Annotated in this window: 23 protein-coding genes; 11 read left to right on the forward strand and 12 right to left on the reverse strand. The window is 69.3% G+C overall.

From position 1 onward, the window contains the following. Positions 1–75 precede the first annotated feature (75 nt). Positions 76–648: a TetR/AcrR family transcriptional regulator gene (locus tag ACGFJ2_RS09555; protein ID WP_393466529.1), complete on the forward strand. Its 573-nt coding sequence runs from the start codon at positions 76–78 to the stop codon at positions 646–648. Here the strand turns inward: ACGFJ2_RS09555 and ACGFJ2_RS09560 are convergent. Next, on the reverse strand, positions 641–1,921 hold the full coding sequence (locus tag ACGFJ2_RS09560) for an MFS transporter (protein ID WP_393466532.1): 1,281 nt from the start codon (positions 1,919–1,921) through the stop codon (positions 641–643). The two genes, ACGFJ2_RS09555 and ACGFJ2_RS09560, sit on opposite strands and share 8 nt — an antisense overlap. A 73-nt stretch (positions 1,922–1,994) precedes the next feature. On the opposite strand from ACGFJ2_RS09560, the gene ACGFJ2_RS09565 reads away from it, so the two are divergent. Further along, positions 1,995–2,486 carry a MarR family winged helix-turn-helix transcriptional regulator gene (locus tag ACGFJ2_RS09565; RefSeq protein ID WP_393466535.1) on the forward strand — a complete coding sequence of 164 codons (492 nt, stop codon included), beginning with the start codon at positions 1,995–1,997 and terminating at the stop codon, positions 2,484–2,486. Between the two features lie 74 nt (positions 2,487–2,560). Here the strand turns inward: ACGFJ2_RS09565 and ACGFJ2_RS09570 are convergent, their stop codons facing one another. Then, positions 2,561–3,184, reverse strand: coding sequence for a TetR/AcrR family transcriptional regulator (locus tag ACGFJ2_RS09570; protein ID WP_393466538.1), 624 nt, complete (start codon positions 3,182–3,184; stop codon positions 2,561–2,563). 48 nt (positions 3,185–3,232) lie between these two features. On the opposite strand from ACGFJ2_RS09570, the gene ACGFJ2_RS09575 reads away from it, so the two are divergent. Both ACGFJ2_RS09575 and ACGFJ2_RS09580 read left to right on the forward strand, forming a co-directional pair. Continuing rightward, entirely contained in the window at positions 3,233–4,183 is a 951-nt protein-coding gene (locus ACGFJ2_RS09575) for an NADP-dependent oxidoreductase (protein ID WP_393466540.1), read from the forward strand. A gap of 164 nt (positions 4,184–4,347) precedes the next feature. Then, positions 4,348–4,869, forward strand: coding sequence for a hypothetical protein (locus ACGFJ2_RS09580; RefSeq protein ID WP_358177991.1), 522 nt, complete (start codon positions 4,348–4,350; stop codon positions 4,867–4,869). A 572-nt stretch (positions 4,870–5,441) separates the two neighbouring features. Here ACGFJ2_RS09580 and ACGFJ2_RS09585 read toward each other — a convergent pair. After that, positions 5,442–5,858: an ATP-binding protein gene (locus tag ACGFJ2_RS09585; protein ID WP_393466543.1), complete on the reverse strand. Its 417-nt coding sequence runs from the start codon at positions 5,856–5,858 to the stop codon at positions 5,442–5,444. Positions 5,859–6,091: 233 nt separating this feature from the next. Here ACGFJ2_RS09585 and ACGFJ2_RS09590 point away from each other — a divergent pair, with 233 nt between their 5' ends. Next, positions 6,092–6,913 carry a helix-turn-helix domain-containing protein gene (locus tag ACGFJ2_RS09590; protein WP_393466546.1) on the forward strand — a complete coding sequence of 274 codons (822 nt, stop codon included), beginning with the start codon at positions 6,092–6,094 and terminating at the stop codon, positions 6,911–6,913. Next, positions 6,904–7,116, forward strand: coding sequence for a DUF397 domain-containing protein (locus ACGFJ2_RS09595; protein ID WP_393466549.1), 213 nt, complete (start codon positions 6,904–6,906; stop codon positions 7,114–7,116). The genes ACGFJ2_RS09590 and ACGFJ2_RS09595 overlap by 10 nt, the downstream gene beginning before the upstream one ends. On the opposite strand, the gene ACGFJ2_RS09600 is transcribed toward ACGFJ2_RS09595, so the two are convergent. Next, positions 7,113–10,481 (reverse strand): WD40 repeat domain-containing serine/threonine protein kinase, encoded by a 3,369-nt coding sequence (locus tag ACGFJ2_RS09600; RefSeq protein ID WP_393466552.1) that lies wholly within the window; start codon positions 10,479–10,481, stop codon positions 7,113–7,115. The genes ACGFJ2_RS09595 and ACGFJ2_RS09600 overlap by 4 nt on opposite strands. Positions 10,482–10,561: 80 nt before the next feature. Here ACGFJ2_RS09600 and ACGFJ2_RS09605 point away from each other — a divergent pair, with 80 nt between their 5' ends. Together ACGFJ2_RS09605 and ACGFJ2_RS09610 are read left to right on the forward strand one after the other, a co-directional pair. Beyond that, a complete protein-coding gene (locus tag ACGFJ2_RS09605) occupies positions 10,562–10,996 on the forward strand; it encodes a nitroreductase family deazaflavin-dependent oxidoreductase (protein ID WP_393466555.1) in 435 nt (144 codons plus the stop codon). A 370-nt stretch (positions 10,997–11,366) separates the two neighbouring features. Next, entirely contained in the window at positions 11,367–11,663 is a 297-nt protein-coding gene (locus tag ACGFJ2_RS09610; protein WP_393466558.1) for a hypothetical protein, read from the forward strand. Positions 11,664–11,729: 66 nt separating this feature from the next. Here ACGFJ2_RS09610 and ACGFJ2_RS09615 read toward each other — a convergent pair whose 3' ends face one another. Next, positions 11,730–13,973, reverse strand: a complete 2,244-nt coding sequence (locus tag ACGFJ2_RS09615) for a hypothetical protein (RefSeq protein ID WP_393466561.1) — start codon at positions 13,971–13,973, stop codon at positions 11,730–11,732. Positions 13,974–14,115: 142 nt separating this feature from the next. After that, a complete protein-coding gene (locus ACGFJ2_RS09620; protein ID WP_357942607.1) occupies positions 14,116–15,090 on the reverse strand; it encodes a WYL domain-containing protein in 975 nt (324 codons plus the stop codon). A gap of 126 nt (positions 15,091–15,216) precedes the next feature. Between ACGFJ2_RS09620 and ACGFJ2_RS09625 the strand changes: the two genes are divergently transcribed. Continuing rightward, a complete protein-coding gene (locus ACGFJ2_RS09625) occupies positions 15,217–15,612 on the forward strand; it encodes a RidA family protein (protein ID WP_357943104.1) in 396 nt (131 codons plus the stop codon). A gap of 452 nt (positions 15,613–16,064) precedes the next feature. On the opposite strand, the gene ACGFJ2_RS09630 is transcribed toward ACGFJ2_RS09625, so the two are convergent. From ACGFJ2_RS09630 to ACGFJ2_RS09655, 6 genes are all read right to left on the reverse strand, one after another. Then, positions 16,065–16,517, reverse strand: coding sequence for a hypothetical protein (locus tag ACGFJ2_RS09630; RefSeq protein ID WP_393466564.1), 453 nt, complete (start codon positions 16,515–16,517; stop codon positions 16,065–16,067). 210 nt (positions 16,518–16,727) lie between these two features. Next, on the reverse strand, positions 16,728–16,934 hold the full coding sequence (locus ACGFJ2_RS09635) for a hypothetical protein (protein WP_393466567.1): 207 nt from the start codon (positions 16,932–16,934) through the stop codon (positions 16,728–16,730). 222 nt (positions 16,935–17,156) lie between these two features. Next, positions 17,157–18,833: a glycosyltransferase gene (locus ACGFJ2_RS09640; RefSeq protein WP_393466570.1), complete on the reverse strand. Its 1,677-nt coding sequence runs from the start codon at positions 18,831–18,833 to the stop codon at positions 17,157–17,159. Then, positions 18,830–20,797: a glycosyltransferase gene (locus ACGFJ2_RS09645; RefSeq protein ID WP_393466573.1), complete on the reverse strand. Its 1,968-nt coding sequence runs from the start codon at positions 20,795–20,797 to the stop codon at positions 18,830–18,832. The genes ACGFJ2_RS09640 and ACGFJ2_RS09645 overlap by 4 nt, the downstream gene beginning before the upstream one ends. After that, a complete protein-coding gene (locus tag ACGFJ2_RS09650; protein ID WP_358197212.1) occupies positions 20,794–22,290 on the reverse strand; it encodes a glycosyltransferase in 1,497 nt (498 codons plus the stop codon). Before ACGFJ2_RS09650 ends, ACGFJ2_RS09645 begins: the two co-directional genes overlap by 4 nt. Next, the gene (locus ACGFJ2_RS09655) at positions 22,287–22,724 is read right to left on the reverse strand and encodes a hypothetical protein (protein ID WP_357942626.1); all 438 of its coding nucleotides are present in this window, start codon (positions 22,722–22,724) and stop codon (positions 22,287–22,289) included. The genes ACGFJ2_RS09650 and ACGFJ2_RS09655 overlap by 4 nt, the downstream gene beginning before the upstream one ends. A gap of 237 nt (positions 22,725–22,961) precedes the next feature. Between ACGFJ2_RS09655 and ACGFJ2_RS09660 the strand changes: the two genes are divergently transcribed. Both ACGFJ2_RS09660 and ACGFJ2_RS09665 read left to right on the forward strand, forming a co-directional pair. Continuing rightward, a complete protein-coding gene (locus tag ACGFJ2_RS09660) occupies positions 22,962–24,071 on the forward strand; it encodes a glycosyltransferase family 2 protein (RefSeq protein ID WP_393466577.1) in 1,110 nt (369 codons plus the stop codon). Positions 24,072–24,097: 26 nt separating this feature from the next. After that, on the forward strand, positions 24,098–25,747 hold the full coding sequence (locus tag ACGFJ2_RS09665) for a glycosyltransferase (RefSeq protein WP_358197211.1): 1,650 nt from the start codon (positions 24,098–24,100) through the stop codon (positions 25,745–25,747). Positions 25,748–25,750 lie beyond the last annotated feature (3 nt).

Consider the following 25,750-nt stretch of genomic DNA (forward strand, 5'->3'; position numbering starts at 1 on the left):
CGGCCGACTGATGTCAGTTGCTGTCATCACAGTAGCAAGCAATGTCAGTCGCTGTCATCACGGTACGATCGGGGCATGGGGCGATGGGAGCCGAACGCGCGCGGCCGGCTGGTGCAAGCGGCAATGGAGCTCTACGGCGAACGCGGGTACGAACAGACCACGGTGGCCGAGATCGCCAACCGGGCGGGGCTCACGGAGCGAACGTTCTTCCGGCACTTCGCCGACAAGCGTGAGGTGCTGTTCTGGGGCGGGGGCGCGCTGCAAGAGCTCCTCGTGAGCTCCGTCGCCGATGCCCCTGATTCCACAGCGCCGATCGACGCGGTCGCCGCCGCCTTTGAGGCCGCCGCCGCCCAGCTTCAGGAGCGCCGCGAACACGCCCGGCAGCGCCAGGCCATCATCGCCGCGAACGCGGAGCTTCGAGAGCGTGAGCTGATCAAACTCGAGTCGTTCGCCTCGGCGCTCGCCGACGCCTTGCGACTGCGCGGGGTCGCGGACACGGCCGCGAGCCTGGTCGCCGAGGCGGGGATCGCGGTCTTCAAGATCGCGTTCGTACGCTGGCTCGCCACCGGCCAGCCAGACTTCCCGCAACTCATCCGAGAATCATTCGACGAGCTGAAGGCACTGACCGCGGGCGCGGGGGTCACCTAGGCCCACCGCCCCCGGCAGTGTCGTCTTCTGGTGCGCGTCGCATTCTTCGTACGTCTGGAACGGCAAGAACTACCGCTGTGGCGGCCAGGATCGCGCCGGTCGCGGCCCACAGCGTACGGTCAAGACCGAATCGGTCTGCGGCGGGACCGGCGAGTGCTGCCCCCAATGGGGTGATGCCGAAGGAACCCAGCGCCTCGTAGGCCGCGACCCGCGAGAACTTCTCGTGCGGCACCTCTTGTCTGATCGTGGTCATCCAGTTGACGCTGAAGATCTCCACCCCCACCCCGGCGAACAACGACGCCGCGCAGATCACCGGCAGTGGCGCCCCGGCCGCGAACGCCGCCAGCGGCAGCACGAGCAGCGCGGCAGCGGAAGTACCGGTGACCAGCAACCGCCGCGGCCGCAACCGCACCATCAGCAGGCCGCCAAGGATCATTCCGATCGCGTCGCACGAGAGAATGAACCCCCAGTCACGTGCCCCGCCGAGCTGACGGCCGGAAGCCAGCGCGCCGAGCACCGCGAACGCGCCGACGCCGAGCGCGTTGACCACCGCGGACTGCGCCACCACGCTCCACAGCCAGCGTCGGCCGACGAACTCGCTCCAGCCTTCTCGCAGCTCGATGACCAGGCCGACACGTTTACGCAGCCGCCCTTCGACCCGCATCGTCGCGGCCAGTACTCCGACGATGAGAAATGTGGCCGCGTCGAGCGCGAGCACCCAGCCCGGACCGAAGGCGGCGACCAGCACGCCGCCAAGCGCGGCACCGGCGACCTGAGCGCAGTTGAGGCTGGTCCGGAAGATGGCGAACGCCTTGTTCGCGTACGCTCGATCCACGCTGCGCATCAGCAGCCCTTCGGTGGCGGGCATGCGGAACGCGATGGCGAGCCCGTTGACGCCGGCGAAGAGCATCAGCTGCCATACCTGGACCGAATGCGTGAACACCACCAGCGCGAACAGTGATTGAGCCACCGCGCTGACCAGGTTCGCGCCGACGATCACCAGGTGCCGTGGCAGCCGGTCGGCCACGACGCCCCCGATCACGAAGAACAGCACGGCCGGCAGCGTGCCCGACGCCGACACCAGGCCGACCGCGGTGCCCGAACCTCCCGCGTCGAGGATGGCGAACGCCATCGCTACCGGAGCGGCGGACGTACCTAACACGGATATGACCGCGCCCACTATCTGCAACCTGTAGTTACGGCTCTGCCACGGACCCACCTTCGCCGACGGCGAGGTAGTGGGCGGGCTTGCGCTCGTCCTAGCCGAATCCATCCACTCTCCCTGAGACAGTTACATCCCGGATAATGTCAATTGTCACTATCAGGATTGAACGTATCCTGGGGGTGTGTCAACCGAGAAAACGTCGGAACCTCCCGGGCGCGAACAGCCACCATCGGGCGCCGAGCTGGCCGAGGCGCTGATGCGCACCACACATGCGCTGCGGCGGTTCGCCGGGCAGCCCTACCAGCAACGCGGCTGGTCCACGTCCCGGGTTCTGCTGATGCTCGCCGTCGACGAAGCGGGCTCGCCGCGGATGGGCGACCTCAAGGACCGACTCGGCGTCACGGGCCGATCGATCACGTCCCTGGTGGACGGCCTGGAAGATGAGGGCCTGCTGCGACGGCGCACCGATCCGGCCGACCGCAGGTCCATCCGTCTGGAGATCACCACCAAGGGCCGCGAACACCTCGGCGAGATCAAGGCCCTGCACGACACGCACGCCGAACGCACCTTCGCCATCCTCAGCGAAGCCGACCGGGGCGCCCTGCTGACCATCCTCAAACAGCTCCGTGAACACGTCGCCGGCCAACTGCCCGCTACCGATAAGGAATCCTGACCCGGCGCGCTGGGTGTCCTTCCAGTCCTGTTAGAACACGGTTATCTCATTCGAATAAGCAGGTAGCCGTGCCTCTAGTGCCTGGAGAGGGGCAGCCGGACGGGCGGTGGAAGTGGCGTCGGGGCCGGGTTGGCCTGGAACGACTGGATCATCAGGGCCGCGAAGCGGCGCGACGCCGCCACTCTCATCTCGGGTGACTCGGCGCGGATGCCGTCGTTCGCCATCAGCGCCAGGCTGATGTCCTCCAGCACGAAATCCTTCCGCAAAGGGCCTGCTTCCTTCGCGCGCCGTACCAGTTCGAGCAGTCGACGCAGCGTGCGAGCGTGCTCCGCGGCGAAGTCGGCCGATTGGGGGAGTTGCGAGGTGAATGCGCGGGCGAAGCCCCGGTCGAGGGCGTGTACCTCCATGAGCCTCTCGATCACCAGGCTGAAGCCGCGCCACGGGTCGCCCGCCGCCATGCCCTCCTCCACGATCGCCGAGCAAGAAGCCATCTGCTCGGCGAAGGCCTCGGCCATCAGCGCTTCCTTGGTCTGGAAGTGCCGGTAGACGGTCGCGACACCGACCTCGGCGCGCCGGGCGATCTCCCGCATCGGCACGTCGAGGCCCTCGGCGGCGAAGGCCGCGCGAGCGACCGCGAGGATGCGCTCGCGGTTGTCGCGGGCGTCCGAGCGGAGCTTCGTTATCACTTGGGCCGTCATCGCTCTCACTTTAGCTAAACGGAGAGGGTGCTCCGTTACGTTCGGCGCATGAGAGCAATCCAATTCACTGAGTACGGCCCGCCCAGTGTTGTGCACGTCGCCGAGGTGGCGGCGCCGCACGCAGGACCGGACGAGATCCGCATCGCCGTACGGGCCTCCGGTGTCTCGCCCGGGGAGACGTACATCCGCTCCGGGGCGCTGCGTGACATGGTGCCGACGACGTTCCCGTATCGGACCGGTTTCGACGCCGCGGGCGTGGTCGACGAGGTCGGCGACGGCGTCACGGGCGTGAGCGTCGGCGACGAGGTGTTCGGCATGGCCGACACGCTCGCGCGCGGCGTCAATGCCGACTTCGCGGTCCTGGCCGCCTGGGCGCCCAAACCGGCCGCGTGGAGCTGGGAGGAAGCGGGCGGCGCCGCGGGCAGCGTCGAGACGGCCACCCGGGTCCTCGACCGGCTCGCGGTCGGTGCCGGGCACACCGTGCTCGTACAGGGCGCGGCCGGTGCGGTGGGCACTGTCGCCGTCCAGCTCGCGGTCGCCCGCGGCGCCACCGTCATCGGTACGGCGAGCGAGCACAACCACGACTTCCTGCGTTCTCTCGGCGCGGAGCCGACGACGTACGGGCCGGGGCTCGTCGCACGGGTCCGCGCGCTGGCGCCGGCCGGGGTGGACGCGGTGTTCGACTGCGCCGGAGGCGCGCTGCCAGACCTCATCGCCATCGCCGGTGACACGGCGCGTGTGGTGACGATCGCCGACTTCACCGCGGCGGCCCACGGCGTACACATGTCGCACGGAGCGCCGGCCGAGGAGACGGGTACGGCCGTGGGAGCCCCCGCCGACCCGCAGGCGGTGCATGGCCTCACGATCGCGGTCACGCTCGCCGCCGAGGGTCGGCTGCGGGTGCCGGTCGCGGCGGCGTTCCCGCTCGCCGAGGCCGCGGCCGCGCACGAACTGAGCGAAAGCCGCCACGCCCGCGGAAAGATCGTGCTGGTGAACTGATCGGCAGCCCGTGGCCGTTCACCGGTCACGGGCCCGATGCCGCTCAATGGGCCGAGACCAGCCCCACGGCGGCGGCGGTGCGCCTGTTCGTAATCCGGCAAATAGTCAACAAGCGATCCGAACTCTCACTAAGGTGATCAAGTCAAAGATCGAGGAGGAACCTGGTGAAGCAGACGATCGCCCGGCGGATCGGCCGTTCCATGCTGGTGGTGGCGCTGGCGGGAGGCGTCGTGACCGCTGGCGTCGCGTCCCCGGCGCTCGCCGCGCGGAAGGCGACACTGGGGCCGTACGGGTACGGCAACCTGAAGCTCGGCATGACCGCCTCCAAGGCCAGGGCGACCGGGCGGATCGTCCACAAAGCGGTCGGCGACTCCGCCAGATGCACGGGCTGGGACCTCAAGGAGAACCCGTACGGCGAGTACCGGGTGGGGGTGTACGTCTCCAAGAAGCGCGGTGTCTCCATGATCGTCGCGCCGCCTGGCTTGAAGACACCGCAGGGCATCGGACTTGGCTCCAGCAACGCGCAACTGAAGGCCGCCTACCCCGGTCTGCGGCGTGGCCCGGGTGGGTATCCGACCGCCACCGTGCCGGGCAACAAGAAGGCGTTCTACATGTTCTATGTGTCGCACAACAAGGTGGCCGACATGAGCCTGGTTCTGGCCACGCAGGACTGCGTCAGGTACTAGCCCCCATAGCCGCCGCGTCGTTCGCCGAGCAATTGGAGAGGATCGTCCGCTCTATCCTGGGACTCCGTTTCGGCTGAATGGTCACGGAAGGTCGAGGGATCCTTGAAACAGCGGACTTTCCTCGCTGCCCGCCTTTCTCATCGGCACCGCGGCCATCCTCCCTCTCGCCGTACGGCGGCGCTTTCCGACCGCGGTCCTCGCCTGCTCGGCCGCGGCCTTCGCCGTTCAGCTGGCGGTGGTGCCGATCCCGTTGCCGGCCAACGTCGCGCAGGCGATCGTCGTCTATACCGTCGCCGCGCACGTCGCGCCCCCTCTCGCGTGACGACGAGCAGCATCGCCAGCACGACGAGCAAGGGTGATAAGGCGAGCACGAGCCCATCGGCGATGTTGGCGGTGCCCAGCGAGATCGTGAGCGCCAGGACGATGAAAACGATCGACGCGGCGCGATCGGAGAGCCGTTCGAACACGGACAGACCTTCCTTCGGGGATTTGGCCTGGCCCAGTGTTCAAGAACGCGCCGCCGCCGCCATCCACCCACGGTCCGAATGTCGGCCCGGCCTCCCCTCACGGGACTAGCACCTCAGGTCGGCCCACACCACCCGGTGGCCCGCTGAATTGACGAACGTCCCCCAATTTCCGTCGGACAGTTCCCGCACAATGTGAATGCCTCGCCCTGACTCGATCTCTGGAGAAGGGCATTGGGGAACGTGCGGTTCGGACGCGAACGCGCCCGGATCGGTGACCTCGATGCGAAGGAAGCCAGGGCCGCGACTGGCGATTACCATGACCCATTCGCGGTGTACGCCGCCCTCCACGTGAGTGCAGGCGTTCGTGACCAGCTCGCTGACGACCTGTTGCGCGTCAAGCAGCACGGCATGGCCGGTCGTGAGCCACCACGTCATGGCCGCCCGGGCCTGCTTCGGAGCCTTGTCGCCACGGCGTAGCCTGGTCGCTCCGATGAGCGTTACCGCCTCTGTTCGTATGAGCATGAAATCCCCGAGTTTGTCCTGTTGCTACGTTTGTCGCCCGCACACAAGATCGCTTTTCTGGCGTATGAGCGAGCCTCAATTCACGCGGATGTCTCTCGAAAGTCACCTCTCACGGTGCCAGCGAACGGCTACGTTAAGTGAGGGATCGGCGGGACAATCACCGCACAGATTGGGCACATGTTGTGTGTGTCGTCCTGTGTGGTTTCGTGGCGACAGAACGGCGGAGGTGCTTGGTGAGCGTTAGTGAATGGGACCCGGACGCTGGGCCGCTGGCTTGGTTCGGATACGAGCTGCGGAAATTCCGTATCGACAAAGGGCTGACCATCGATCAACTCGCGAACAGGGTCGGTTTCAGTCCGAGCCTCGTCGGTAGCGTCGAGCGGGCCGCCAGAAACCCGAGCAAGGACTTCACGGAGCGTTGCGAAGAGGCGCTGGGCCTGTCCGGCGAACTTCTCGCCCGCTGGCCGAGCATAAGCCGGGAGCGAAGCCCCAAATGGTTCCGGCCGTGGCTGGAGATCGAGCAGGGCGCCACGGCCTTGCGGACCTGGCAACCGCTCATCGTCCCGGGGCTGCTACAAACCGCCGACTACGCTCGTGCGATTTTCACCGGTAAGCCGGGCACGACAAAGGAGCTGGTGGAGGAGGCTCTGGCGGCGCGAATGGAGCGGCAAGCCATCTTTGCCCGCTCGAACCCGCCGATGTTTTGGGCTGTTCTGGATGAGGGAATCCTGTATCGTCCGATTGGAGGCGAGGCTGTGACTCGTCATCAATTCGAACATCTCATCACATTGGCCGAAAGCGCGCGCATCACGATACACGTGCTTCCCTACTCCGCTCTTTCCACCACCGGCCTTCTCGGTGGGTTCGTGCTGGCCCAAGCCGACGGAATGCCGGACGCCGCCTATCTGGAGTCGGCTGGTCAAGGTCAGGTGCGGGACGCACCGGACGAAGTCGCCGCTCTGACTGTTAAATACGAGGCGATACGCGCGGAGGCGCTTCCCCAGCATGTATCGCTAAAGGTGATCAAAGAGAGATTGGTGACAGCATGGAGCTGAACGAGGAACTGAGGACCGCGGCGTGGCGCAAGTCCTCGTTCTCGGGTGACAACGGTGGAGACTGCATCGAGGTCGCTCCGCTGAGCGGTGGGCGGGTCGCGATGCGGGACACCGAGCGTCCCGACCTGGAGCCGTGGGTGGTCAGCGGCTCAGTCTGGGCCGCCTTCGGCAAAGGCTGGCGAAACGGCGAATTCGACTTCTAGCACACCTTTCTAAACGGCTGGTCGGGCAGGTACCTGGTCCATTCGGCCTCGGTCAGTGCTCGTCCGGCCCGTGCGCACACCGCCTTCATCAGAGGTTCCATTGCCATGGGCAGCCGGGTCAGACGGCCCGCCCTGCCCATGGCCAGCAGTTCGGCGGAGTCGGCGGAGAAGGCGATCGATCGCGCGTCGTCCGGAAGCTGGAACTCGGGCCCGATCCGCCGGCCCAGCCGCACGTCCCAGACGGTCAGCGACTTTTCCTGGGACGCGAAGGCGAGCAGCCGGTCGTCGGCGGAGAACGCGGCGGTCCACGATGCCTGGCCTGCCCGCAGCCAATCGCCGACCTGCGCGCCCGTGCTCGTGTCCCAGATGCCCACCTTGCCGGCGAAGTTCGCCGCGACCAGCTTCAGATCGGCGCTGAACCAGACCTCCTCCGCCGTGCCGGAGAACAGGAGCCTCGGTCCGAACGCCCGCCCGGACTCCAGGTCGACCAGGCGCAGCAGGCTCGCGTCCAGGCCGATGAGACGTCCGTCGGGGGCGACCGTCCAGCCGAGCAGGCGTGGCCTGGCCACCTGCTTGAGGCGCCGGCCGCCGGGGACCTGCCAGAGCGTGAAGGTCTTCTCATCGGGCGTCCAGAGCCCGGCCGGGGCCAGCAATACGCCGTCCGAACCGGTGGCGGCCGGGATCTTCGCCAGCTCGCGCCGGGTGGCGGTGTCCCAGACGGTGACGTCGTCGCTGCGTTTGATCGCCAGCCGCCCGCCGTCCCGGCTGAAGGAGAGGTCGGCGTCGTAGCTCTGGAATGCCCCTGCCTCGAAGTCCCTACCGTTCAGCGTGATCTTGGTGGAGTCCAGCGCGTGGGCGGCGAGGAGCTTGCCGTCGGCGCTGAACTGTACCTCGTCCAGGGCCTCTTCCCCGGCGAAGTACGGCTGGAGCGTGACGACCGTGTCCTCGCTCAGGTAGCGCAGCCCGGTCGAACCGAAGGCGACCGCGGACACCGGGTCCACTATGGCGCGTTCGAGCATCAGCGGCTCGTCGGCGTTCAGCCGGTAGAGCCTGATCGTCGAGCCGATCCCCGCGAGCACCTTGCCGTCCGGGCTGAACACCGGCACCGCCATGCTCTCCCAGTCGGAGATCGAGGTGATCTCCTTGCGAGAATGGGTGTCGAAGACGGTGAGGCCGTTGTTGCCGCCGACGGCGAGTAGCCGTCCGTCGCGGCTGAACGCCGAGAAGGGGAGACAGTCGGAGCAGATGCCGGGAAATCCGGGCTGTTCCTTGCCTGACGGGAGTGCCCAGCGCCGGCCGCCGGCCACCGCGTAGTCGCCGCCCGGGTGGATCGCGGCCCTGGCGAACGCGGGCAGCATGGTCGTCTTTCCGGTACGCGGGTTGTAGACGGTCTTCCCCTGCCCCCAGTCGATGATGAGGAGGCCGCCGCTGAAGCTGAGCTCCAGGTCGCCCATCTCGGAGGCGAGCACCCGCGGGCCCGTGCGCTTGCCGCTGGCCAGGTCCCAAAGCCTGACGCTCTTGCTGTCGCCGACGGCCAGCAGCCGCCCGTCCTCGCTGACCGCGGCCTCGCGCAGGGGCCTGCTGGTGGCGCCGAGCCCGGCGAAGCCGCCTGTCCGTTTGCCGGACGACACGTCCCACACCTTGACCTCGTCAGAGCTGACGCTGATCAGTGACCGGCCGTCGGAGCTGAGGGCGCGTAGCACGTCGGGGCCGGTGTCCGGGTCGCGAAAGGCGGCGCGGCCCTGGTCGGCGACCGAGGCGAACAGGCTCGACCGGGCCTCGGCCGTGGGGGACAGGCGCGCGGCCGTGGCGCTGAGCAGCATGCCCAGCACAGGGTTCGCGCCTCTCACGGTGTCGGCCACTCCGGCCAGCCGCGCGGACTCGGCCGAGTCGCGCTGCTCGGCGAGCATGACGCTCTGCCGTACGGCCAGACCGCCCGCCACCAGGGCCAGCACCAGGAGTACGGCCAAGCCGATGGACAGGAGCCTGGTCCTGCGGGACCGTCGCCTGGTGAGCGCGGCGGCCGCCGAGAGGAAGTCCCGCTCGCTGGGGGTGAGAGTGATGTTCCTGCGCTCGGCCGCGGCCCAGCGCAACGCGTCGTCCAGCGAGCTGCCGTGGAACAGGTCGGCGTCCCGGCGTCCGTGCTCCTGCCAGCGTTCGGCGGCCGTCCAGATCTGGCGATGCATGACCAGACCGTCCCGGTTCGTGGCGATCCAGGTGCGCAGCCGGGGCCAGGCCAGAGGGAGGGCCGGACGCAGCAGCCGTACCGGATCCCCTTTCGAGACCAGGTACGTGAACGCCTCCAGCACCCGCTCGATGTCGTCGGGGAGCTCGGACCTGCGTAGTTCGCGCAGCGCCAGCTCGTCCTTGGCCGTCACCGTGACCAGCCGCAGGAACAGCTCGGGGACCAGCTCCTTGTCGGCCGGAGAGAGCGCGGCGTAGGCGTCCTCGGCGATGACGCCGAGCGCGGGGTCATCGGCGGCGGCCCCGACCGGCTCGCCGTCGGCGGTGATCCCGACCCGCTGGCCGTCGCCGGCGCCCAAGGCGAGCAGCCGCGAGGTGTCGAGGATGCCGTCGCCGTTGACCAGGCTGAGCAGGAGTTCGCGCGCGGTGGGGCGGCCGGCCGGTTCCTTGGCCAGCGCCGCGCGCACCAGGTGGCGCAGCGAGTCGGGCAGCGCGGACAGGTCGGGTTCGTGGGAGAGTACGCGGTGCATGACCGCGCCCAGGGCCTCGGCGGTGAACGGGTCCTCGCCGGTGGCGGCGTACAGGATGACCGCGCCCCACGCGAACACGTCCGCGGCCGTCCCCGCCCGCTGGCCCGAGAACACCTCCGGCGCCATGTAATTGGGCGTGCCCGCCACCACTCCCGAGGCGGTGAGCGACATCTCCAGCGTGCGGGCCACCCCGAAGTCGATCACCCGGGGCCCGTCGGGGCCGAGCAGCACGTTGTCGGGTTTGAGATCACGGTGTACGACGCCCGCGTCATGGATGGCGGTCAGCGCGGTGGCGATCGCCGTGGCCAGCCGGTGCAGGTCGTCGCCCCGGAACACGCGCCCGGCCTTACGCAGGCTCGGGCCTTCGACATACTCGCTGACGATGTACGGCCTGGACCCTTCGAGATGAACGCCGAGCACCCTGGCCGTACAGAACGAGGCCACCCGCTGCGTCGCGACCGCCTCCTTGGCCATGCGACCGCGCAGCTCGTCCTGGTTGGCCGGGTCACCATGAAGCACCTTGACCGCGACCCTGGCCCCCGCCGGATCGTAGGCCTCGTAGACGACGCCCTGCCCGCCCGCCCCGATCCGCGCGGCCAGCCAATAGTCGCCGAGCCGCTGCGGATCCCCGTCGAGCAACGTGCTTCCCATGCCCGGTTGGACTACCGGCCCGACCAGATGGTTGCGGGGCGCTTGACTTAAACCCCAGTTCAGGGAGGAGCCTGTCCGCTATGACAGACAACAGCGAAGAAGTGCTCGACAGCCCGACCGGCTGGGTGGCCGACCACATCCGCCGATACGTGGAGACGGACGGCCGGGACGGCCATCTGTACCAGGAATGGCCGACGCTGCTGCTCAGCACGCGCGGCCGGAAGTCCGGCAAACTGCGCCGCACGGCCTTGATCTACGGCCGGGACGGTGACCGTTACCTGCTGGTGGCGTCCAATGGCGGGTCGGACAGCCATCCGGCGTGGTATCTCAACCTGGTCGCCGATCCGGAGGTGACGGTGCAGGTGCTCGCGGACGTGTTCACCGCCCGAGCCCGTACTGTCACCGGTGCCGAGAGGTCGTCGTTGTGGCGGATCATGGCATCGGTCTTCCCGCTCTATGACGATTACCAGAGCAAGGCCGAGCGAGAGATCCCCTTGGTGATCCTGGAGCGCTGATCAACTGATCTCCAGCAGCGCGGGGTCGGGACTGGCATCGGCCACCCCGGAGACTCGGGACATCACCTAAAAATGCGGCCCCTTGCGGGGCCGCCCAGTTGGCCGTAACCAACTTCGTGTACCTCCATCGTAGTTACCATCGGCGAGGCTGGCCAATGTTGGAGGTGTCTGCTGGTGAATGTGGTCGCGTACATCGACGGCTTCAACCTGTATCACGGGCTGAAGAGCAAGTACGGGCGTGCGTACTTGTGGCTTGATCTCGTCGAGTTGGTACAAGAAGACCGCTCGGTGCAGAGACTGCGGTTCTCGATGGACGTGCGTGTGTCATCCTGTGCAGACGTTCCACACATACGAGGAAAAGCTGACAGACGTGGCACTGGCAGTGGCCATGACCATGGATGCGGCATCCGCTTACGGTGATATGTCGCTGCTCATGTCGACTGACACCGACTTTCGCCCCGCAATCGAGGCATCGCTTCGGCTGGCCCCTGCCCGGCCGGTGATGATCGCCTGCCCACCCGGCCGCGTTGGTCCGAAGCACGATTTCTTGGGACAGGTGCTCTCGTTTGCGATACCTGAGAAGCACCTTCAGGCCTCCCTGCTGCCTGAGACTGTTCCGGGTCCAGACGGGCGCATCTATCAGCGCCCGGAGAAGTGGAGCGGGTGACGGTATAGAACCGGCGCGGCTTGGGCCCACGAAAAGGGCCGTTCCAGGTGGCCTACGGGGCGGGAGCTACGCCGGTCGGGCCAGCCGGGCGAAGGACAGGACGACGACCGTCGACAGGAGCCAGCCCAGCATGCTGGCCAGGTTCAGAAGCGTAGAGGTAAGGGTGCCCGCTGAGCTGCGCGTCTCGGCGTACCAGGTGGCGCGCTGGCCCAGTGAGAGGAGCGGGATGACGGTGTCCACCGTGTAGAACACCGGGTCGAAGCAGCGCACCTGACCGTCACCGCACGGCCCGGGCCGGGCGGCAAGCCGGGCCGGTGTCGCGGTGCCGTCCGTCGCCGCCGACGTTCCGTTCACGGTGACCAGGCGGCCATCGACCGCGTACACGTTGCCGCGGGGGTCGGTGGCGCGCAGCGTCTGCTGGACCGCAGGAGTCAGCATCATGACGCCGACCAGGGCGAGCAGGGCGCCCAGCAACCACAAGGTACGGCCCGGACGGTAGCCGTAGCCGACGGTGACCCCATACAGAAGATCCCGCAGGTCGCGAAGCCGGCGGCCCGGTGAGCGGCCACCTGGTGGCTGCTCCTTCCTGGCCCGCTTGCGCTGCTCGATGAGCAGGCGCTCGGCCTCGGCGGGATGGCCGTGCTGGCGGAACACCCTGGCCGCCTGCTCGTACGGTCCCGCGTCGAACGGGACCATGGCGCGCAGCCAGTCGCGACGCGTCCGCCAGTCCCAGGGGCCGTCGAACCGGTCGTACACGAATCCGGCGATCGCCGAACGCCGCGGCCAACTGGCCGGGTCGTCGGCGAGCACGGTGGTGACCGCGCCCGTCAGGTCCACCGACTTCGGGACGTCCTTCCAACGCAGGTGCATGCCGCCGCGGACCGTGGCCGACACCGCCTCGATCCCGTCGGTGAAGGTGCCGTCCGCGCAGTCGAGCCGCCCTTCCACGACGCACCGGCTCAGCGACACGCGGCCGTCGGCGGTGAACCCGCCGGTGAGCTGTATCGACCCTCTGACCACCACCCGCTGGAGCGAGAGCGCCTCCCCCTCGGGGTTGTGCAGCCGGGCGCGGTGGGCGTCCACGATGCCGCCGACCGTCGCCGAGCGGAACAGCAGCCTGCCACCCGTGGTCTCCACGTCCCGCAGGTCCACCGCGCTGTCGACGATCACGCCTTGCGCTGAGATGAGCGAGCCGTCCTCTGGCTCGCTCCACCGGGTTCCCCGGAGGGTTAGGGCTCCCTTGATATGGGCCCCGGTCAGCTTCAGCATGCCCTGGACCGCCACGCCCTCTTCGAAGATGAGACTTGACCGCAGCTCGGCGTTGGTCAGGTCGAGGGCGCGCCCGCCACCGACGGCGAACTCGCACCCCTTGCGGATCTGGATGGTGCTGAAGGACCCCATGGACAGATCCACGCCGCCGCCGAACCGGCACTCGCCTTCGACGCTGAGATCTCCGCCCACGAAAAGGCCCGGCGCGCTGATCGCGGTCCCGCCGTCGCGCTGGCTGGAATAGCCCGCACCTGTGACCGTTTCGCTGGGTTCGAAGTCGGCATTGCGGATGAGGAACTTCCCGGCGACCCTGGCGTTGCTCATGGTGAGACGGCCGTCGATCAGCGGACGGCGGCCCGTCTGGTCGTCGATGAGGAAGACGCTGCCGCCGATCTGGGCGTCGCCCAGATCCAACGCCAGCCCGCGGTCAGGCCGGGTCAGCCGGGCACCGGTCAGGTCGAGCGAGCCCGCCAGTTCGACGCCGAGGAGCCGCATCCCGCCGCGCGCCTCGAAGCCGTGCAACAACCGGATCGTCCCGCCGACCCGCATCCGGTCCGCCTGTACGGCCCGCATGTCGGCGTCTATGACGGTGTCCAAGCAGATCAGGCGGCCGCCGATCTCCGACTCGCACAACCACACCGCCGCGCTGCAGGAGGTGCTGGCCGAGGTCCACAGGCCGCCGCTGATCCGTGACCTGGACAGATCCAGGTCACGGCGTACGCGCAGGCCGTTGGCGAGAATGCCGGGCACCGTGCAGCCGTCCAGCACCAGCAGGTGCAACTCGGCGCCGTCCAGGGCGAGCGGACGGTCGAACACGCAGTTCACGAAGCGCAGCGGATAGGGCACCTGCATGCCGCTCAGGTCGAGGTCGCCGGCGATCCTCGCCCCCTCGATGGCCAACCCGCGCGGGTCGATGTCCGCGCTGCCCCGCCGACACAGCTCACGCAGCAGACGGCTCTGGACGACGAACTCCTCGCCGTCCTGCGCCCGAAGGACCTGACCGGTCGCACAGGCCCGGAATAAGGTTGCCTCATCAAGCATGTGATCAGCCTATTGAGCGCGACCCCGGCGGGCACGGGCGGGATGATCAGGCCCCTACGCTTCCGGAACCGGAGGCGTACGCCGGTCTCTGTCCGGGTGATCAGGCCCGTAGAAGGCGACAACTCTCAGGAGGAGACTTCTCTCAAGAGGAGACCTCGTAGCGGGTGGCGATCGCGGTGGCGCGGTTGCGCAGTGAGGTGCGCAACCACTGCGGGGCCAGGGCTTCCGCGCTCGTGCTGAGCTGCCACAGCGCCCATTCGGCGTGTCTCGCGTCTTGAAAGGTCACCTCCAGCCGCAGCCACCCGTCTGGGTCGGCTTCTTCGGCGCGGACGGCCAGCGCGGTGCCCAGCAGCTCCTCCCGCCGTGCCGGGTTCATCCGTACCAGCACGGTGACCTGGTCGCCGCCGGCCCGAAACCGGGTGCTGCGTTCCTGCCAGGCTCGGTCCAGGTCGACCCGGTCTGGTCGCTGCGCGGGTTCGGCGAGTTCCTCGGCGGCCAAGATCCGGGACAGCCGGTACGTACGGTCCGCGCCAGACCTCGTGGCCAGCAAATAGCCCCGGTCGCGTATGGTCACCAGGCCGATCGGGTCCACCGTGCGCCACTCCGGGGTCTGGTCCATGGCCGCGTAGTGGATCCGCAGCTTGTGTCCGGCGAACACCGCGCGCAGGACCTCGGCCGCTATGGCGTCAGGTACCTCCTCAGCGACCAGTCGACGCGAGAGCAGGTCGGTCTCCGGGTCGATGAGCAAGCGCTCGGCCGCGCCGGCCGCGGTGTCCCGATAGCTTTCGGGCAGCGCGTCAACCACCTTGAGCATCGCCGAAGCGAGCGCCGAGCCGAGGCCGAATGCCTGCGCGCCGCGCCGCGATCCGGCGACCAGCAGGGCAAGGGCCTCGTCGGGGTTCAGTCCGGTGAGCTCGGTACGGAAACCGGGCAGCAACGCGAAACCGCCGTGCCGGCCGCGTTCGGCGTAGACCGGGACACCGGCCGCGGACAGCGCCTCGATGTCGCGCAGCACGGTGCGGGTGGATACCTCCAGCTCGCGGGCCAGCGCGGCCGCGGACAGCCGACCGTGCTGGCGCAGCAGCAGCACCAGCGAGACCAACCGGTCGGCGCGCATACAAGAACTTTAGCGAAATACACGACACAGGATGTCGTGATTTGTTGGGAGGCTCATCAAGCGCGAGCGGCTACTGAGCTGCTCGACGCACATGATCTCGACGAATCGAATGGAGCTGATATGACAATGGAGCGAACGGCGGTCAACCCGTGGGCGTGGTCGGTGGAGATGGGGTACAACCAGGGGGAGATCGTCTCCGGGCACACCCGGACCCTCTACTGCTCCGGGCAGACCGCGATGAGCGGCGAGGGCAAACCCCAGCATGACGGTGACATGGCGGCGCAGTTGGCGCTGACCCTCGACAACCTGGAGGCCGTGCTCGGCGAGGCCGGCATGTCCCTCGCGAACCTCGTCCGGCTCAACGTCTACACCACCGACGTCGATCTGCTTTTCCAGCACTACGGCGTGCTGGCGTCGCGGTTGGGCGCCGCCGGGGTGGCACCGTCCACCACGATGCTCGGGGTGACACGGCTGGCGATCCCCACTCTGATGATCGAACTTGAGGGGACCGCCGTCGCGTGATGCGACCTCGCCGCCTCCGGCAGGGCTGCCGGAGGCGGCACGAGTAGCAGGCAGGTGGGAACCGAAATCCATCACCCGAGACAGCTTCGCCTATCTCACGATCCGAGAGCCTGATCGCGACGAGGCCGCACCGGAGCGGTGGGAGTTCGGCGTCTGCGGCTATGGTCGCACCGGCGCTGAACTCGCCCGGCAACTTCACGATCACGTCCTGACCTGGGATCGCCACTGGCGAGACCACCCGATCCCGACGTTCACCCTCTACCCCGCCGAGGCCGCTCCGCCTGCGCCTGCCGTGGGCCGCATCTTCCGCAAACGTCATACCCAGCTGGTCATGGCCTGGTCCTAAGCACGCTGGCTCGGTTCTTGGAGTTCGCCGAGGTCTGGGCGGTAAGTATCCAGCGATCGTGAAGTTGTGGGAAGACGCCTCACCCCGGTTCACACCGGGGAGCACCTCAAATGCTGGCGGTGTGCCCCGCGCAGCGCATGGACTTGCCCTTCTTCACCAACGTGGAGTCGACGACGAGATAGAGCTTCCTCTTGGTCGGGACCTTGACGTCGACGATGATGTCGTAGGAGGCGCCATTGGAGGCGTCCTTCTCATGGAGAATATCCCCGAAGACTTTCTTGTCCTTACCGTGTCGTTCGACCATCAGGCGAAGGTGTGCGGTCTTCAGGCGGATCGGCACCTCGGAGCTCCATCGGTAGATGATGTCGGAGACGCGGTGGTACCCGCCGGACGTCCGGTATCTCAGCTCGAAGTCCGCCTTCTGGCCATCACTCATCGTGCAACTTGCCTTGACGCGATGCAGCGGAACAGCGGTGGCGTGTGCGCCGGAGGCTAACAGGACGAGCGACAGGCCGGCCCCGCTGAGCATTGCCGCGGCCTTTCCGACTATGCGCATCATTTCGCAATCCCCTTCCCGTGGCTGGTGTCTCCGGTTGAGACTAGAGGCGGGGTTGTTGAGTATGAGTTGAGGATCTGTTGGAGCAGGCTGAGGTTGCGCAGTCGCTCCTCATCGCGCAGGGCTCGATGGGGAGGAAATCCAGCTGCAGGTCCTCCAGGCCGCTCGGAACTTCCACAAAACCCCTCCTGGTGAGCAGACGCCCCAAGAGTCTCAAACGTTGTCAACGCTGGTCATCGATGCGTGGTGGTCAGTGTCTTCCCCCCACTGAGCCCTTTCGGGTTCCGCCCACGGCAGCCACACTTCATAGCCCGGATCGCCCGGCTGCAGATCGCGAGTGCCGTGCACTTTGGCCCCGTTGGGCAGTGTGTCGACGGTGGGAACGCGCAAGACGTCGCCTGGCAACAGGACCACGCTCATGGCCGCTCCTTTCATCGTCGACAACTCGCGTGTGCTCCCCAACGTAGCTTGTCAGGCCTCGGACTTCGGTTGCTCCGCTGTCCATCCGCTCCGGCCCAGAGGGCGGGGAGCTCGAGGGGCGGCAGCCCCTCGACGGGCTTTGGGGCGCAGCCCCAATAGACACAGTCTGAGCTCCGAAGGCGCGAAGCGCCCCCCATTGGCGAAGGCGATGCAGTTAGGGGGTTAGCTGTCGGGAAAGGCCAGGTTGCGGACTCGCTTGACGGCGCGTTTGAGTACCGTGCGGTCCTGGGCGCGGGACAGGCGGACCGCCTCGCGGCGCCACGACTCGGCCTTCTCGCGCCACCGTTCCGCGTCCCTGCGGCCCTTGCTCGCCTCCCTGCGGAGCTGGGCGAGTTCGGCCTGCATGAGGGTGGTGCGCTTGCGCAGGCGGGTGAGTTCCTTCTCGTACTGGGCCGTGACGCGGTCCAGGTCGGGGAGGGGGCGGCGGCGGGGTGGGTAGATCGGGGGGCGGCGGGTGAAGCCCCAGGTGTCGCCGTCCACCCATTCCAGGCCGAAGACCTCGTCCAGGACCGTGTCCAGGTGCTCGCCGGGGCGGGCCACCAGGGCGGCGCGGGAGAGGGCGGCGGTGCGTTCGAGTCTGGCCACGGTGACGCCCTGGCCGGTTTCGTCGAGGGCGACGCACAGGGCGCCGCCGTCGTGCTCTTCCAGGTGGCCGACCAGGCGTTCAAGGGTGTCGCGAGCCGCGACCCAGCCGGGTGGCATGAGGAGGCGGAACGGTGACACGACGCCGGAAGGATCCGCGGTGTCGGACAGCCGTACCCGGGGGTCGTGTTCGAAGGTGGCGTGGATGAGGCGGAGGTCCAGGTCGGGGTCGCGGAGCGGGGAGCGGCGGCCGTCGCCCAGCGCGGACCAGGGGCCGGTGATGGTGATCGCGACGTCCGGCAGCGAGCCGGCCAGCAGGGCGTCGACCGTCGCGCGGACGTCCTCGTAGCCCGCCGCGGGGACGACCGCGTCCACGTACGGGACGAGCCACTGCCGGCCCGGGTCCGTGCGCAGATAGCGCCGGTACGGTACGCGGTCCGCCACGTAAGGGTCGTTGTACCGCTTCAACGACAGGAAATCACGCATGGCCGTCGGCAGCCCGATGTGCCACACGCGCGAGTCCGGGTCCGGTACGTACACGGCGCCCGCCTGCGTGAGCCGGTAGCCGAGTTCCGTGTCCTCCGCCAGCACCAGGGAGGTGTCCAGCCCGCCGATCGAGCGCAGCAGCGCGGCGGGGTAGGAGACGGTGGCGCCGACGTGGATGCGGGTGGCCAGGGAGCTCGGGGCGGTACGCAGGCCGTCGTGGTCGAGAATGATCTTCTCGGCCCAGTCGTGGCGGTGCGGGGAGAGGGGGAACAGCTTGTCCTCGTGCCCGTCCTCCAGCGCCTGGCGCACCTCGCCGGGGGTGGGCAGCACGTCGCCGGCGGTGAAGTCGATCCAGCCCAGCACGACCAGGTACGGGGCCAGGTGGTGCCAGCGGAGCTGCGCCTCGACGTGGTGGCGATGAGGCACCATGTCGGCGTCCAGCACGAAGACGATCTCGCCGGTGGCGGCGTCGACGCCGGTCTGGACGGCCCAGGCCCGGCCCCAGCCGCCGGGCGGGCTGGTGATGAGGCGGGTACGCGCCGGGACGAGATCGGGCAGGCGCACCGGCACCGCGCTGCCATCGTCCACGACGATGACGTCCATGAGCTCGGCCGGATAGCTCTGCGCCGACAGCGCGGCCAGGGTGAGGTCGAGGGTCTCCTGGCGATCGTGAGCCGGGATGACGACGGTGACGGTCAGCTCGGGTGTCCACTGGCCGAGGAGGGGCGGGGTGAGCACCCCGTAGTCGTTGCCGCGGATACGAGGAGTCACGGTAGTTCCATGAGAAGGCTGGGGTGGAAGCCACGCCACTGGTTCCTGTTGCGCTGCAGGAACGTGCCGATCGGCTCCTGCCAGGTGTGGTTGGCCGCGGGGCCGCGGCGCAGGATGTAGCCGAGTCCGTGCGTACGGTAGATCTGCCCGCCGGCCGCCTGCAGCGCCTCCTGGAACTGGGTGTCGACCGAGCGGCGCAGCGGCCGGAAGCCGCCCACCGCCTGGAACGCCGAGCGCTCCACCAGGATCGTGCCACCCGCGACGAAGCTGGTGATCTGCTCGGTGATCTGCTTGCGGTGCACGGTGACGTCGATCGACGACAGGTAGACGAATTCCGGCACGGTGCCCACCACCTGGGCCCCCGAGTAGGAGTGCGCGAGCAGCAGGTCGGCCAGGAAGTCGGGGCCGTACCAGTCGTCGTCGTCCATCTTCAGCAGGAACGAGCCCGAGGCCCGCGCCGCCGCGTCGTTGAGCACCTGGCCGAACACCGCCTGGTGGTCGGCCTCCAGGACGGTCAGCGGGCCGTCGAAGCCGGCGATGGCCGCGGCCACGTCCGGATGGCCCTGGGGCACGCCGTGCAGGGCGAGGATCACTTCGAGCTGGGCGTCGCGCTGCCGGGCGACCTGGTCGAGCGCGAACCCGACCATGTCGGTGCGCCGGGTGGCCAGCAGTACCGAGGTCAGCGGGGGAGCGGGGGCGGGGGCGCCGAGCTGCTCCCAGCGGGCCGCGACGCCGTGGGTGCGCAGCGCCTCGCGGCGGAGCCGGATGCTGTGCTCCTCGCGGCGGAGCTCGTCGGAGAGGTCGGGATCGGACATCAGCAGCCGGGCGAGCTCGTCGCCGAGTGCGCCCGCCCAGCGCGGCACCGTGTCCGCGATCAGCGGCACGCCGGCCGCCGCCAGGCCCGTGAGCACGCGGACGGCGGCGAGAGGGCCGCTGTGGGCGTGGTGCCAGTCGATCTCCACGCCGCGCAGCTGCCTGAGCCTGCCCACGTCGGCGTCCGTGACGCCGCCCGACTCGGCGAACGCCGTCACCATCTTCCCGTCGAGCACGACCGACCAGCGGCCGTCGCGCTCCACCAGGGAGGCCAGGCCGCGGGACGGGGTGGTGACGAAGCCCTGCGGGTTCACCAGCCGCTCGTCGACCGGCGGGATCATGGACGGCTGACCGAGCACGTCGGGGTCGGCCAGGGACAGCCCGGCGCCGCCGGGACGGCCGAGCCGCTCCCAGCTCGCGGACCGTGCGGTCGGCCGCTCGATCGGCGTCTGCGATCCCGACCAGCCGACCACAGCCGTGTCGCTCGCGCCCTCCTCGGATCCGGAAGCTGATCCGGAAGCCGCGAGTGTTCCCGAAGGGGCCAGTGAAGCGGCGAGTGAAGTGCCGCGTGTTTCGGAAGCGTCGACTGTGCGGAGCACGACGTCGCTGCCCGGGGCGCCGACCCGTTCCGGCACCGGCCCGGTCACCTCGGCGGGCGTCGCGTTCGGATCCCCGGGACGCCAGGCCGCCGCGCCGACGCCCGCGATCGCCGCCGCGGGCGCCGTGATGACGTCGAGCCGGTGCCCGGCGAACGCCCGAGCGGTCGCCGTCACCGTACGGCCGGCGGGCGTGGGCGCCGAGAACCGCGCGTCCACCACCCAGACCCGGTCCTTCGGCTGGTAGACCCGCAGATCCGTGAGCGAGCGCCAGCGGTGCGCGGGCGTCGGGGTGGGCACGGGGGCCGGATGGGAGGCGGGTGTGTCGAGCACGGCCACGACCACCCGCCGGGCCTCCGGCAGCAGCTTGTGCAGCGTGGCGGCCCGGCGCAGGTCGGCGGGGGTACGGGCGAGCACGAGCACCTCGTGCACCCGTTCCGTGTCCGCCGACGGCTCCAGCAGGTCCCGGTCCAGGTCCACGGCGGTGACGTCGTGCTCGACCCCGGCCAGGAAGATGCGCGCCTTGGGCATCTCGGCCAGCAGCTCGCGGATCATCCGGCGCTCCGCAGGTGCCTGATGAGCGAGGTCAGCGGTCCGGTGGCGGCGGTGTCGGGGGCGGGATCGGCCGACAGCCGGTCCACCTCGGCCGCCAGCCGGTCGATCTCGGCGCGCAGCTCCTTCACCTCGTTCTGCCGCTTGCCGGCCAGCGCCCGCCACTTGGCGGCGTCTCCGGCCAGCGGCTCGGCCTGGTCCTCCGTGGCGAAGCCGTACTCGGCCCCGCTCACCCAGACCGACCCGAACATCTCGTCCACCAGGTCGTCGGTCCCCCCGTGGAACAGGGCCGCGCGGGAGAAGGCCGCGGTGCGCTCCAGCCTGGCGGTCACGACGCCGGTCTCGGCCTCGGCGAGCGCGGCGCAGACGAGGCCCAGCGTGTCCTGTTCCGCCAGGCGTACGAGCCGGGACAGCGTGTCGGCGCCCAGCACCCAGCCGGACGGGAGCGTGAGCAGGAAGGGGGCGGGGGCGGCCGAGTCTGGGGCGGCCGTCACGAACGTGACGCGCGGCTCGTTCCGGTAGAGGTTGTGGATGAGGCGCAGGTCGAGCAGCGGGTCGTCGAGGCTGTCGCGGCGCTCGTCCGTCAGTTTGTCCCAGGGGCCGACGATCGCCACGGCCGTGTCGGTGATCGTGCCCGCGAGCGCGGAGTCCACGCCGGCGCGCGTCTCCTCGTAGCCGGTCGCCGCCACGACGACCTGGACGTACGGCACGAGCCAGCGGCGTCGTGGATGGCCGCGCAGCCAGCGCAGATCGGGGATCAGATCGCCGAGGAACGACCAGTTGTGCCGGTGTACGTCCTTCTCGCGGCGCATCACGGTGGACTGCCCGACATGCCAGGCACGTGCCTGCTCGTCGGGGATGAACACCGCCCCGGCCTGCGCCAGCCGGTAGCCCAGCTCGGTGTCCTCGGCCATGTTCAGGGTCCGGTCGACGCCGCCCGCGTCGCGCAGCAGGTCGGCGCGGACGGAGGAGGAGGCGCCGGTGTGCAGCAGGTACGCGCTCGAACCCGCGTCCTTGAGCATCCTGGTGGACTCGAGGGTCGCGCGGGTGTACTCGGTCTGGGTGCCCTCCTCGCCCAACGCCGCCACGAACCGGGTGTCGCCGATCACGACGGCGTGGTCGATGAGGTGGTGCCAGCGCATGTGCGCTTCCAGGTGGTCCGGAGCCAGGACCATGTCCGCGTCGAGCCAGTGGATCACGTCGCCGGTGGCGGCGAGCCGGCCGGTCTCCCTGGCCGTGCCGCGCCCCCAGCCCTCGTTCACCCGGACGACCCGGACGCCGGGCAGGTCGATGGGCGGCTCGCTGCCGTCGTCGGCGACGACGACCTCGACCAATCGGGCCGGATAGGTCTGCTCCGCCAGCGCGGCCACGGTCCGGGCGAGTGCCGGGGCGCAGTTGTAGGCGGGGATCACCACGGAGACGGTCAGCGCGGGCTGCCAGGCGCCGATGGCCGGCGGATCCAGCGTGCCCCAGTCGTTGTGCCTGATCCGCGTCATACCGGGTCCTTGGCCAGCGCGCGGACTTCCTCGCGCAGCTCCTCCACCTCTCGCGCCCGCGTCATGGCGTTGACCCGGTCCTCACCCAGCGAGGCCAGGATCGCGCCGAGGTCCTCCTCGCGCCGCGTCGCCGACTGCTCGATGGCCTCGGTCAGGCGGTCCAGCCGCCCCTCGATGCGCTTGAGCGCGGTGGCGGTCTTGGCCAGTTCGGCCTCGTGCTTCTTGGCTCGCAGGTCGATGCGCTGGGCCTTGCCGTCGAGGCGTCGTACGGTCAGCACGAGCACGGCGAGCCCGGCCAGCGTGACGGCGAACGCCCCCGAGGCGGCGGCGGCGCCGAGCGTGAGCAGATCGGTGAGGACGAGCAGCACGAGCACGGCGACGGCCAGAACTCCGAGGATTGCGGCGGTCGCTGCCAGTCGGCGGGGCGAGAACATCCGCGCATACCTTTCGTAGTCATGACGTATCTGGTGGCAATGGGATATTGACACCTTAATAAACATTCGCCACTACCGTGCCATAGCTTCCTGGACAAAAACTGGGAGGATCCTGCTAGTTCAGCTCAGATCGCCGTCCACGCCGGCATCAACCCCTAAGGTGAACTCAACATCTCAGATGGTGTCAGACCGGCGTAAGGTAGGCGCCGACTGAGTCCCCGTCGGTCGAGGAGCACCATGTCCGTCACCCCCTGCGGCTTCGCGCGTACTCCGGAGAAGGGGCTCGCTCGCCTGCATTGGAGTGAGGGCCGCCCCGCCGAGCTGCCCGAAGCCTTCACCGGATGGGCCGTCGACGGCCATGAGCCCGACGTGCCGTCCCTGCGTCCGCTGCGCGGCCTGGAGATCGAGTGGCCCGATCACGAGGTGCCACTCGCCGGGCTGGTCCGGCTGGCGGCGGCGGGCGTGCCGCTGACCGCCGACGACGCCCCCGCGTGGATCCCCCCGGAGCTGGCGGCGCTGCTCACGGACCGCGACTGGCTCGCTCACACCGGGACCGGCCCCAGGTCGCTGGCCGACTTACGCCGCGAGGAGCACAGCGTCAGGCTGCGCCGCCTGACCCACCGCCTGCCGCCCTCGCGTACGCCGCGGATCAGCGTGGTCATGTCCACCAGGCGCCCGGCGCTGGTCGCCGGGGCGCTCGCGCAGATGGCCCGGCAGCGCGACACCGACATCGAGGTACTGCTGGGCCTGCATGGCGTCCCCTTCGAGCAGGTACGGCAGGCGGTCGAGAGCTGTCCCCTGCCCGTGAGTTGGGTCGAGGCCCCGGCCACGACGTCCTTCGGCGAGGTGCTGAACGAGGCCGCGGCCCTGGCGGCCGGCGACTACGTGGCCAAGTGGGACGACGACGACTGGTACGGCCCCGACCACCTCGCCGACCTGATCATGGCGGCGTCCTATTCGGGGGCCGACATCGTGGGCACGACGGCCGAATTCTTTTACCTTGAGCCGTTGCACGCCACGATCAGACGTACCACGTTCGCCAGCGGCGCCGCTTATCCGAGCGAGGTCTCCAGCGATCATGTGGCAGGCGGCACGATTCTCGCCTCAAGAACGATATTTCAGGACTTGGGGGGATTTCCGGCCCAGCCGCGGGCGGTGGACAGAGACTTCCTCAAGGCCGCCCAGGCGGCCGGGGCCAGCATCTACCGCACCCACGGCCTCGGCTACATGCTCCGGCGCACGCTGAGCGACCAGCACACCTGGCAACTCCCGCTCGCCCACTTCCTGAAGGTCGCCACGAACCAGTGGCGCGGCTTCCGCCCGAGCCTGCTCCTGGAAGCGGCATGAGGGCCGAGCCTGCTTCTGGAAGCGGCATGAGGGCCGAGCCTGCTTCTGGAAGCGGCACGAGGGTTCGCGGCAACGACTACCGGATGCTCGAACCGCCGGAGACCTACACGCCGACGCTGCGGGTCAGCGTGGTCGTGCCCGCGTACGGCGGCCAGGACAAGCTCGACCTGGCACTGGCCGGGCTCGCCCGGCAGACCTACCCCGCCGGGCTGATCGAGGTCATCGTCGTCGACAACGGCAGCTCCCCGCCCCTGCGGCTGCCGGCCGAACGCCCCGAAGGCACCCGGCTGATCGTCTGCCACGACCCGGGCCGGGCCGCCGCGCGCAATGCCGGGCTCGCCGAGGCCACCGGCGACGTGATCCACTGGCTCGACTCCGACGTCGTGCTCACTCCCGGCTCGATCGAGGCGCACATGCGCTGGCACCACGCCGCGCCCTATCTGGCCGTGACCAGCTACATCAGGTTCACCGACGCGCCGCTTCCCGCCGAGCTGCCCGATGACCTGGAGAAGGCCTTCGAGCCGGCCGAGCCGCACGCCTGGATCGTCGACCTCATCGAGCGGACGAACGGCCTCACCGACAACACCCAGCGCCCCTTCAGCCTGCACGTCGGCGGCGCGACGTCGGTCAACGCCCGGCTGGTCGCCGCCGCCGGGACGATGGACGACGAGCTGATCCTCGGCCAGGACACGGAGATGGGCTACCGGCTCTACCAGGCCGGGGCGGTGTTCGTACCGGAGCCCAGGGCCCGCGCCTACCATCTCGGGCCGACCATGCGCATGCGCGACCAGCGGCCCATCGACCGGGTGAGCTACGCGTTCGTCGCCGACCGCATCCCCGCCTACCGGTGGCTCCGCTCGCACCCCTCCCGCCAGTGGAAGGTCCCGTACATCGCGATCGTCGTCGACGGCACCGCCGGCTACGAACAGGTCCGCGCCACGGTCGACGCCCTGCTCGCGGGCACCATGCTGGACCTGTCCATCGTCGTGGTGGGTCCCTGGGACTCCCTCGGGCGCGAGCGCCGGGCCCCGCTGAAGGACCCCGACCTCGACCTGGTGCTGGTCCACGGCCACTACCTGCACGAGGGCCGGGTACGGCTCGCGGTCTCCGGCGAGGTCGACCCGGGCGTGCCGTACGTGCTACGGCTGCCCGCCGGCTGGGTGCCGGGGGAGGACAGCCTGGCCAGGCTGCTCGACCTGGCCCGCGGCGAAGGGCTGGGGCTGGTGAACGTGCTGCTCCACGAGTCCAAGGACGGCATCGTGGCCGCCCGGCTGGAGCGCGCCTCCTCCTTCGCCCGTGCGCGGATCGTCGTACGCCCCGGCGAGGAGCTCGACGACGCGGTGGACGACGTGGCGGGCGTCGCGTGGGTAGAGGGCGAGACGTACGGGTTCGCCGAGGAGGCGGCGGAACTGCTCGGCCGCCGCAGCGCCTACCGGGCCAGACTCAAGGCGGAGGCCGACGTGGCGCGGCTGACCAAGGAGGCCGAACGGCTGCGCGCGCAGGTGACCAAGTGGCGCGACGAGGCGGGGCGCTGGCGCAAGAGCGCGGTGGAGCTGCGGCGCGACGTCAGCACGCTGCGCCGTCAGCTGGCCGCCGCCAACCGGGCCCAGCAGAGCATGCGCGTCCTGCTGGCCACCACGGTCAAGCGTGCCCTGGGTAAGAGGCTGCGCGGCTAGCCT

The organism is Nonomuraea sp. NPDC049028 (genome assembly GCF_043197735.1).
GTDB lineage: Bacteria > Actinomycetota > Actinomycetes > Streptosporangiales > Streptosporangiaceae > Nonomuraea.

What these genes read in the sequence shown, in the direction of transcription:
- ACGFJ2_RS09555 (WP_393466529.1), top strand. Translation starts at nt 76, where the DNA reads ATGGGGCGATGGGAGCCGAACGCGCGCGGCCGGCTGGTGCAAGCGGCA.
- ACGFJ2_RS09560 (WP_393466532.1), bottom strand. Translation starts at nt 1,921, where the DNA reads ATGGATTCGGCTAGGACGAGCGCAAGCCCGCCCACTACCTCGCCGTCG.
- ACGFJ2_RS09615 (WP_393466561.1), bottom strand. Translation starts at nt 13,973, where the DNA reads ATGCTTGATGAGGCAACCTTATTCCGGGCCTGTGCGACCGGTCAGGTC.
- ACGFJ2_RS09665 (WP_358197211.1), top strand. Translation starts at nt 24,098, where the DNA reads ATGAGGGCCGAGCCTGCTTCTGGAAGCGGCACGAGGGTTCGCGGCAAC.
- ACGFJ2_RS09620 (WP_357942607.1), bottom strand. Translation starts at nt 15,090, where the DNA reads ATGCGCGCCGACCGGTTGGTCTCGCTGGTGCTGCTGCTGCGCCAGCAC.
- ACGFJ2_RS09600 (WP_393466552.1), bottom strand. Translation starts at nt 10,481, where the DNA reads ATGGGAAGCACGTTGCTCGACGGGGATCCGCAGCGGCTCGGCGACTAT.
- ACGFJ2_RS09650 (WP_358197212.1), bottom strand. Translation starts at nt 22,290, where the DNA reads ATGACGCGGATCAGGCACAACGACTGGGGCACGCTGGATCCGCCGGCC.
- ACGFJ2_RS09605 (WP_393466555.1), top strand. Translation starts at nt 10,562, where the DNA reads ATGACAGACAACAGCGAAGAAGTGCTCGACAGCCCGACCGGCTGGGTG.
- ACGFJ2_RS09570 (WP_393466538.1), bottom strand. Translation starts at nt 3,184, where the DNA reads ATGACGGCCCAAGTGATAACGAAGCTCCGCTCGGACGCCCGCGACAAC.
- ACGFJ2_RS09655 (WP_357942626.1), bottom strand. Translation starts at nt 22,724, where the DNA reads ATGTTCTCGCCCCGCCGACTGGCAGCGACCGCCGCAATCCTCGGAGTT.
- ACGFJ2_RS09635 (WP_393466567.1), bottom strand. Translation starts at nt 16,934, where the DNA reads ATGAGCGTGGTCCTGTTGCCAGGCGACGTCTTGCGCGTTCCCACCGTC.
- ACGFJ2_RS09585 (WP_393466543.1), bottom strand. Translation starts at nt 5,858, where the DNA reads ATGCTCATACGAACAGAGGCGGTAACGCTCATCGGAGCGACCAGGCTA.
- ACGFJ2_RS09625 (WP_357943104.1), top strand. Translation starts at nt 15,217, where the DNA reads ATGGAGCGAACGGCGGTCAACCCGTGGGCGTGGTCGGTGGAGATGGGG.
- ACGFJ2_RS09595 (WP_393466549.1), top strand. Translation starts at nt 6,904, where the DNA reads ATGGAGCTGAACGAGGAACTGAGGACCGCGGCGTGGCGCAAGTCCTCG.
- ACGFJ2_RS09660 (WP_393466577.1), top strand. Translation starts at nt 22,962, where the DNA reads ATGTCCGTCACCCCCTGCGGCTTCGCGCGTACTCCGGAGAAGGGGCTC.
- ACGFJ2_RS09630 (WP_393466564.1), bottom strand. Translation starts at nt 16,517, where the DNA reads ATGATGCGCATAGTCGGAAAGGCCGCGGCAATGCTCAGCGGGGCCGGC.
- ACGFJ2_RS09575 (WP_393466540.1), top strand. Translation starts at nt 3,233, where the DNA reads ATGAGAGCAATCCAATTCACTGAGTACGGCCCGCCCAGTGTTGTGCAC.
- ACGFJ2_RS09645 (WP_393466573.1), bottom strand. Translation starts at nt 20,797, where the DNA reads ATGATCCGCGAGCTGCTGGCCGAGATGCCCAAGGCGCGCATCTTCCTG.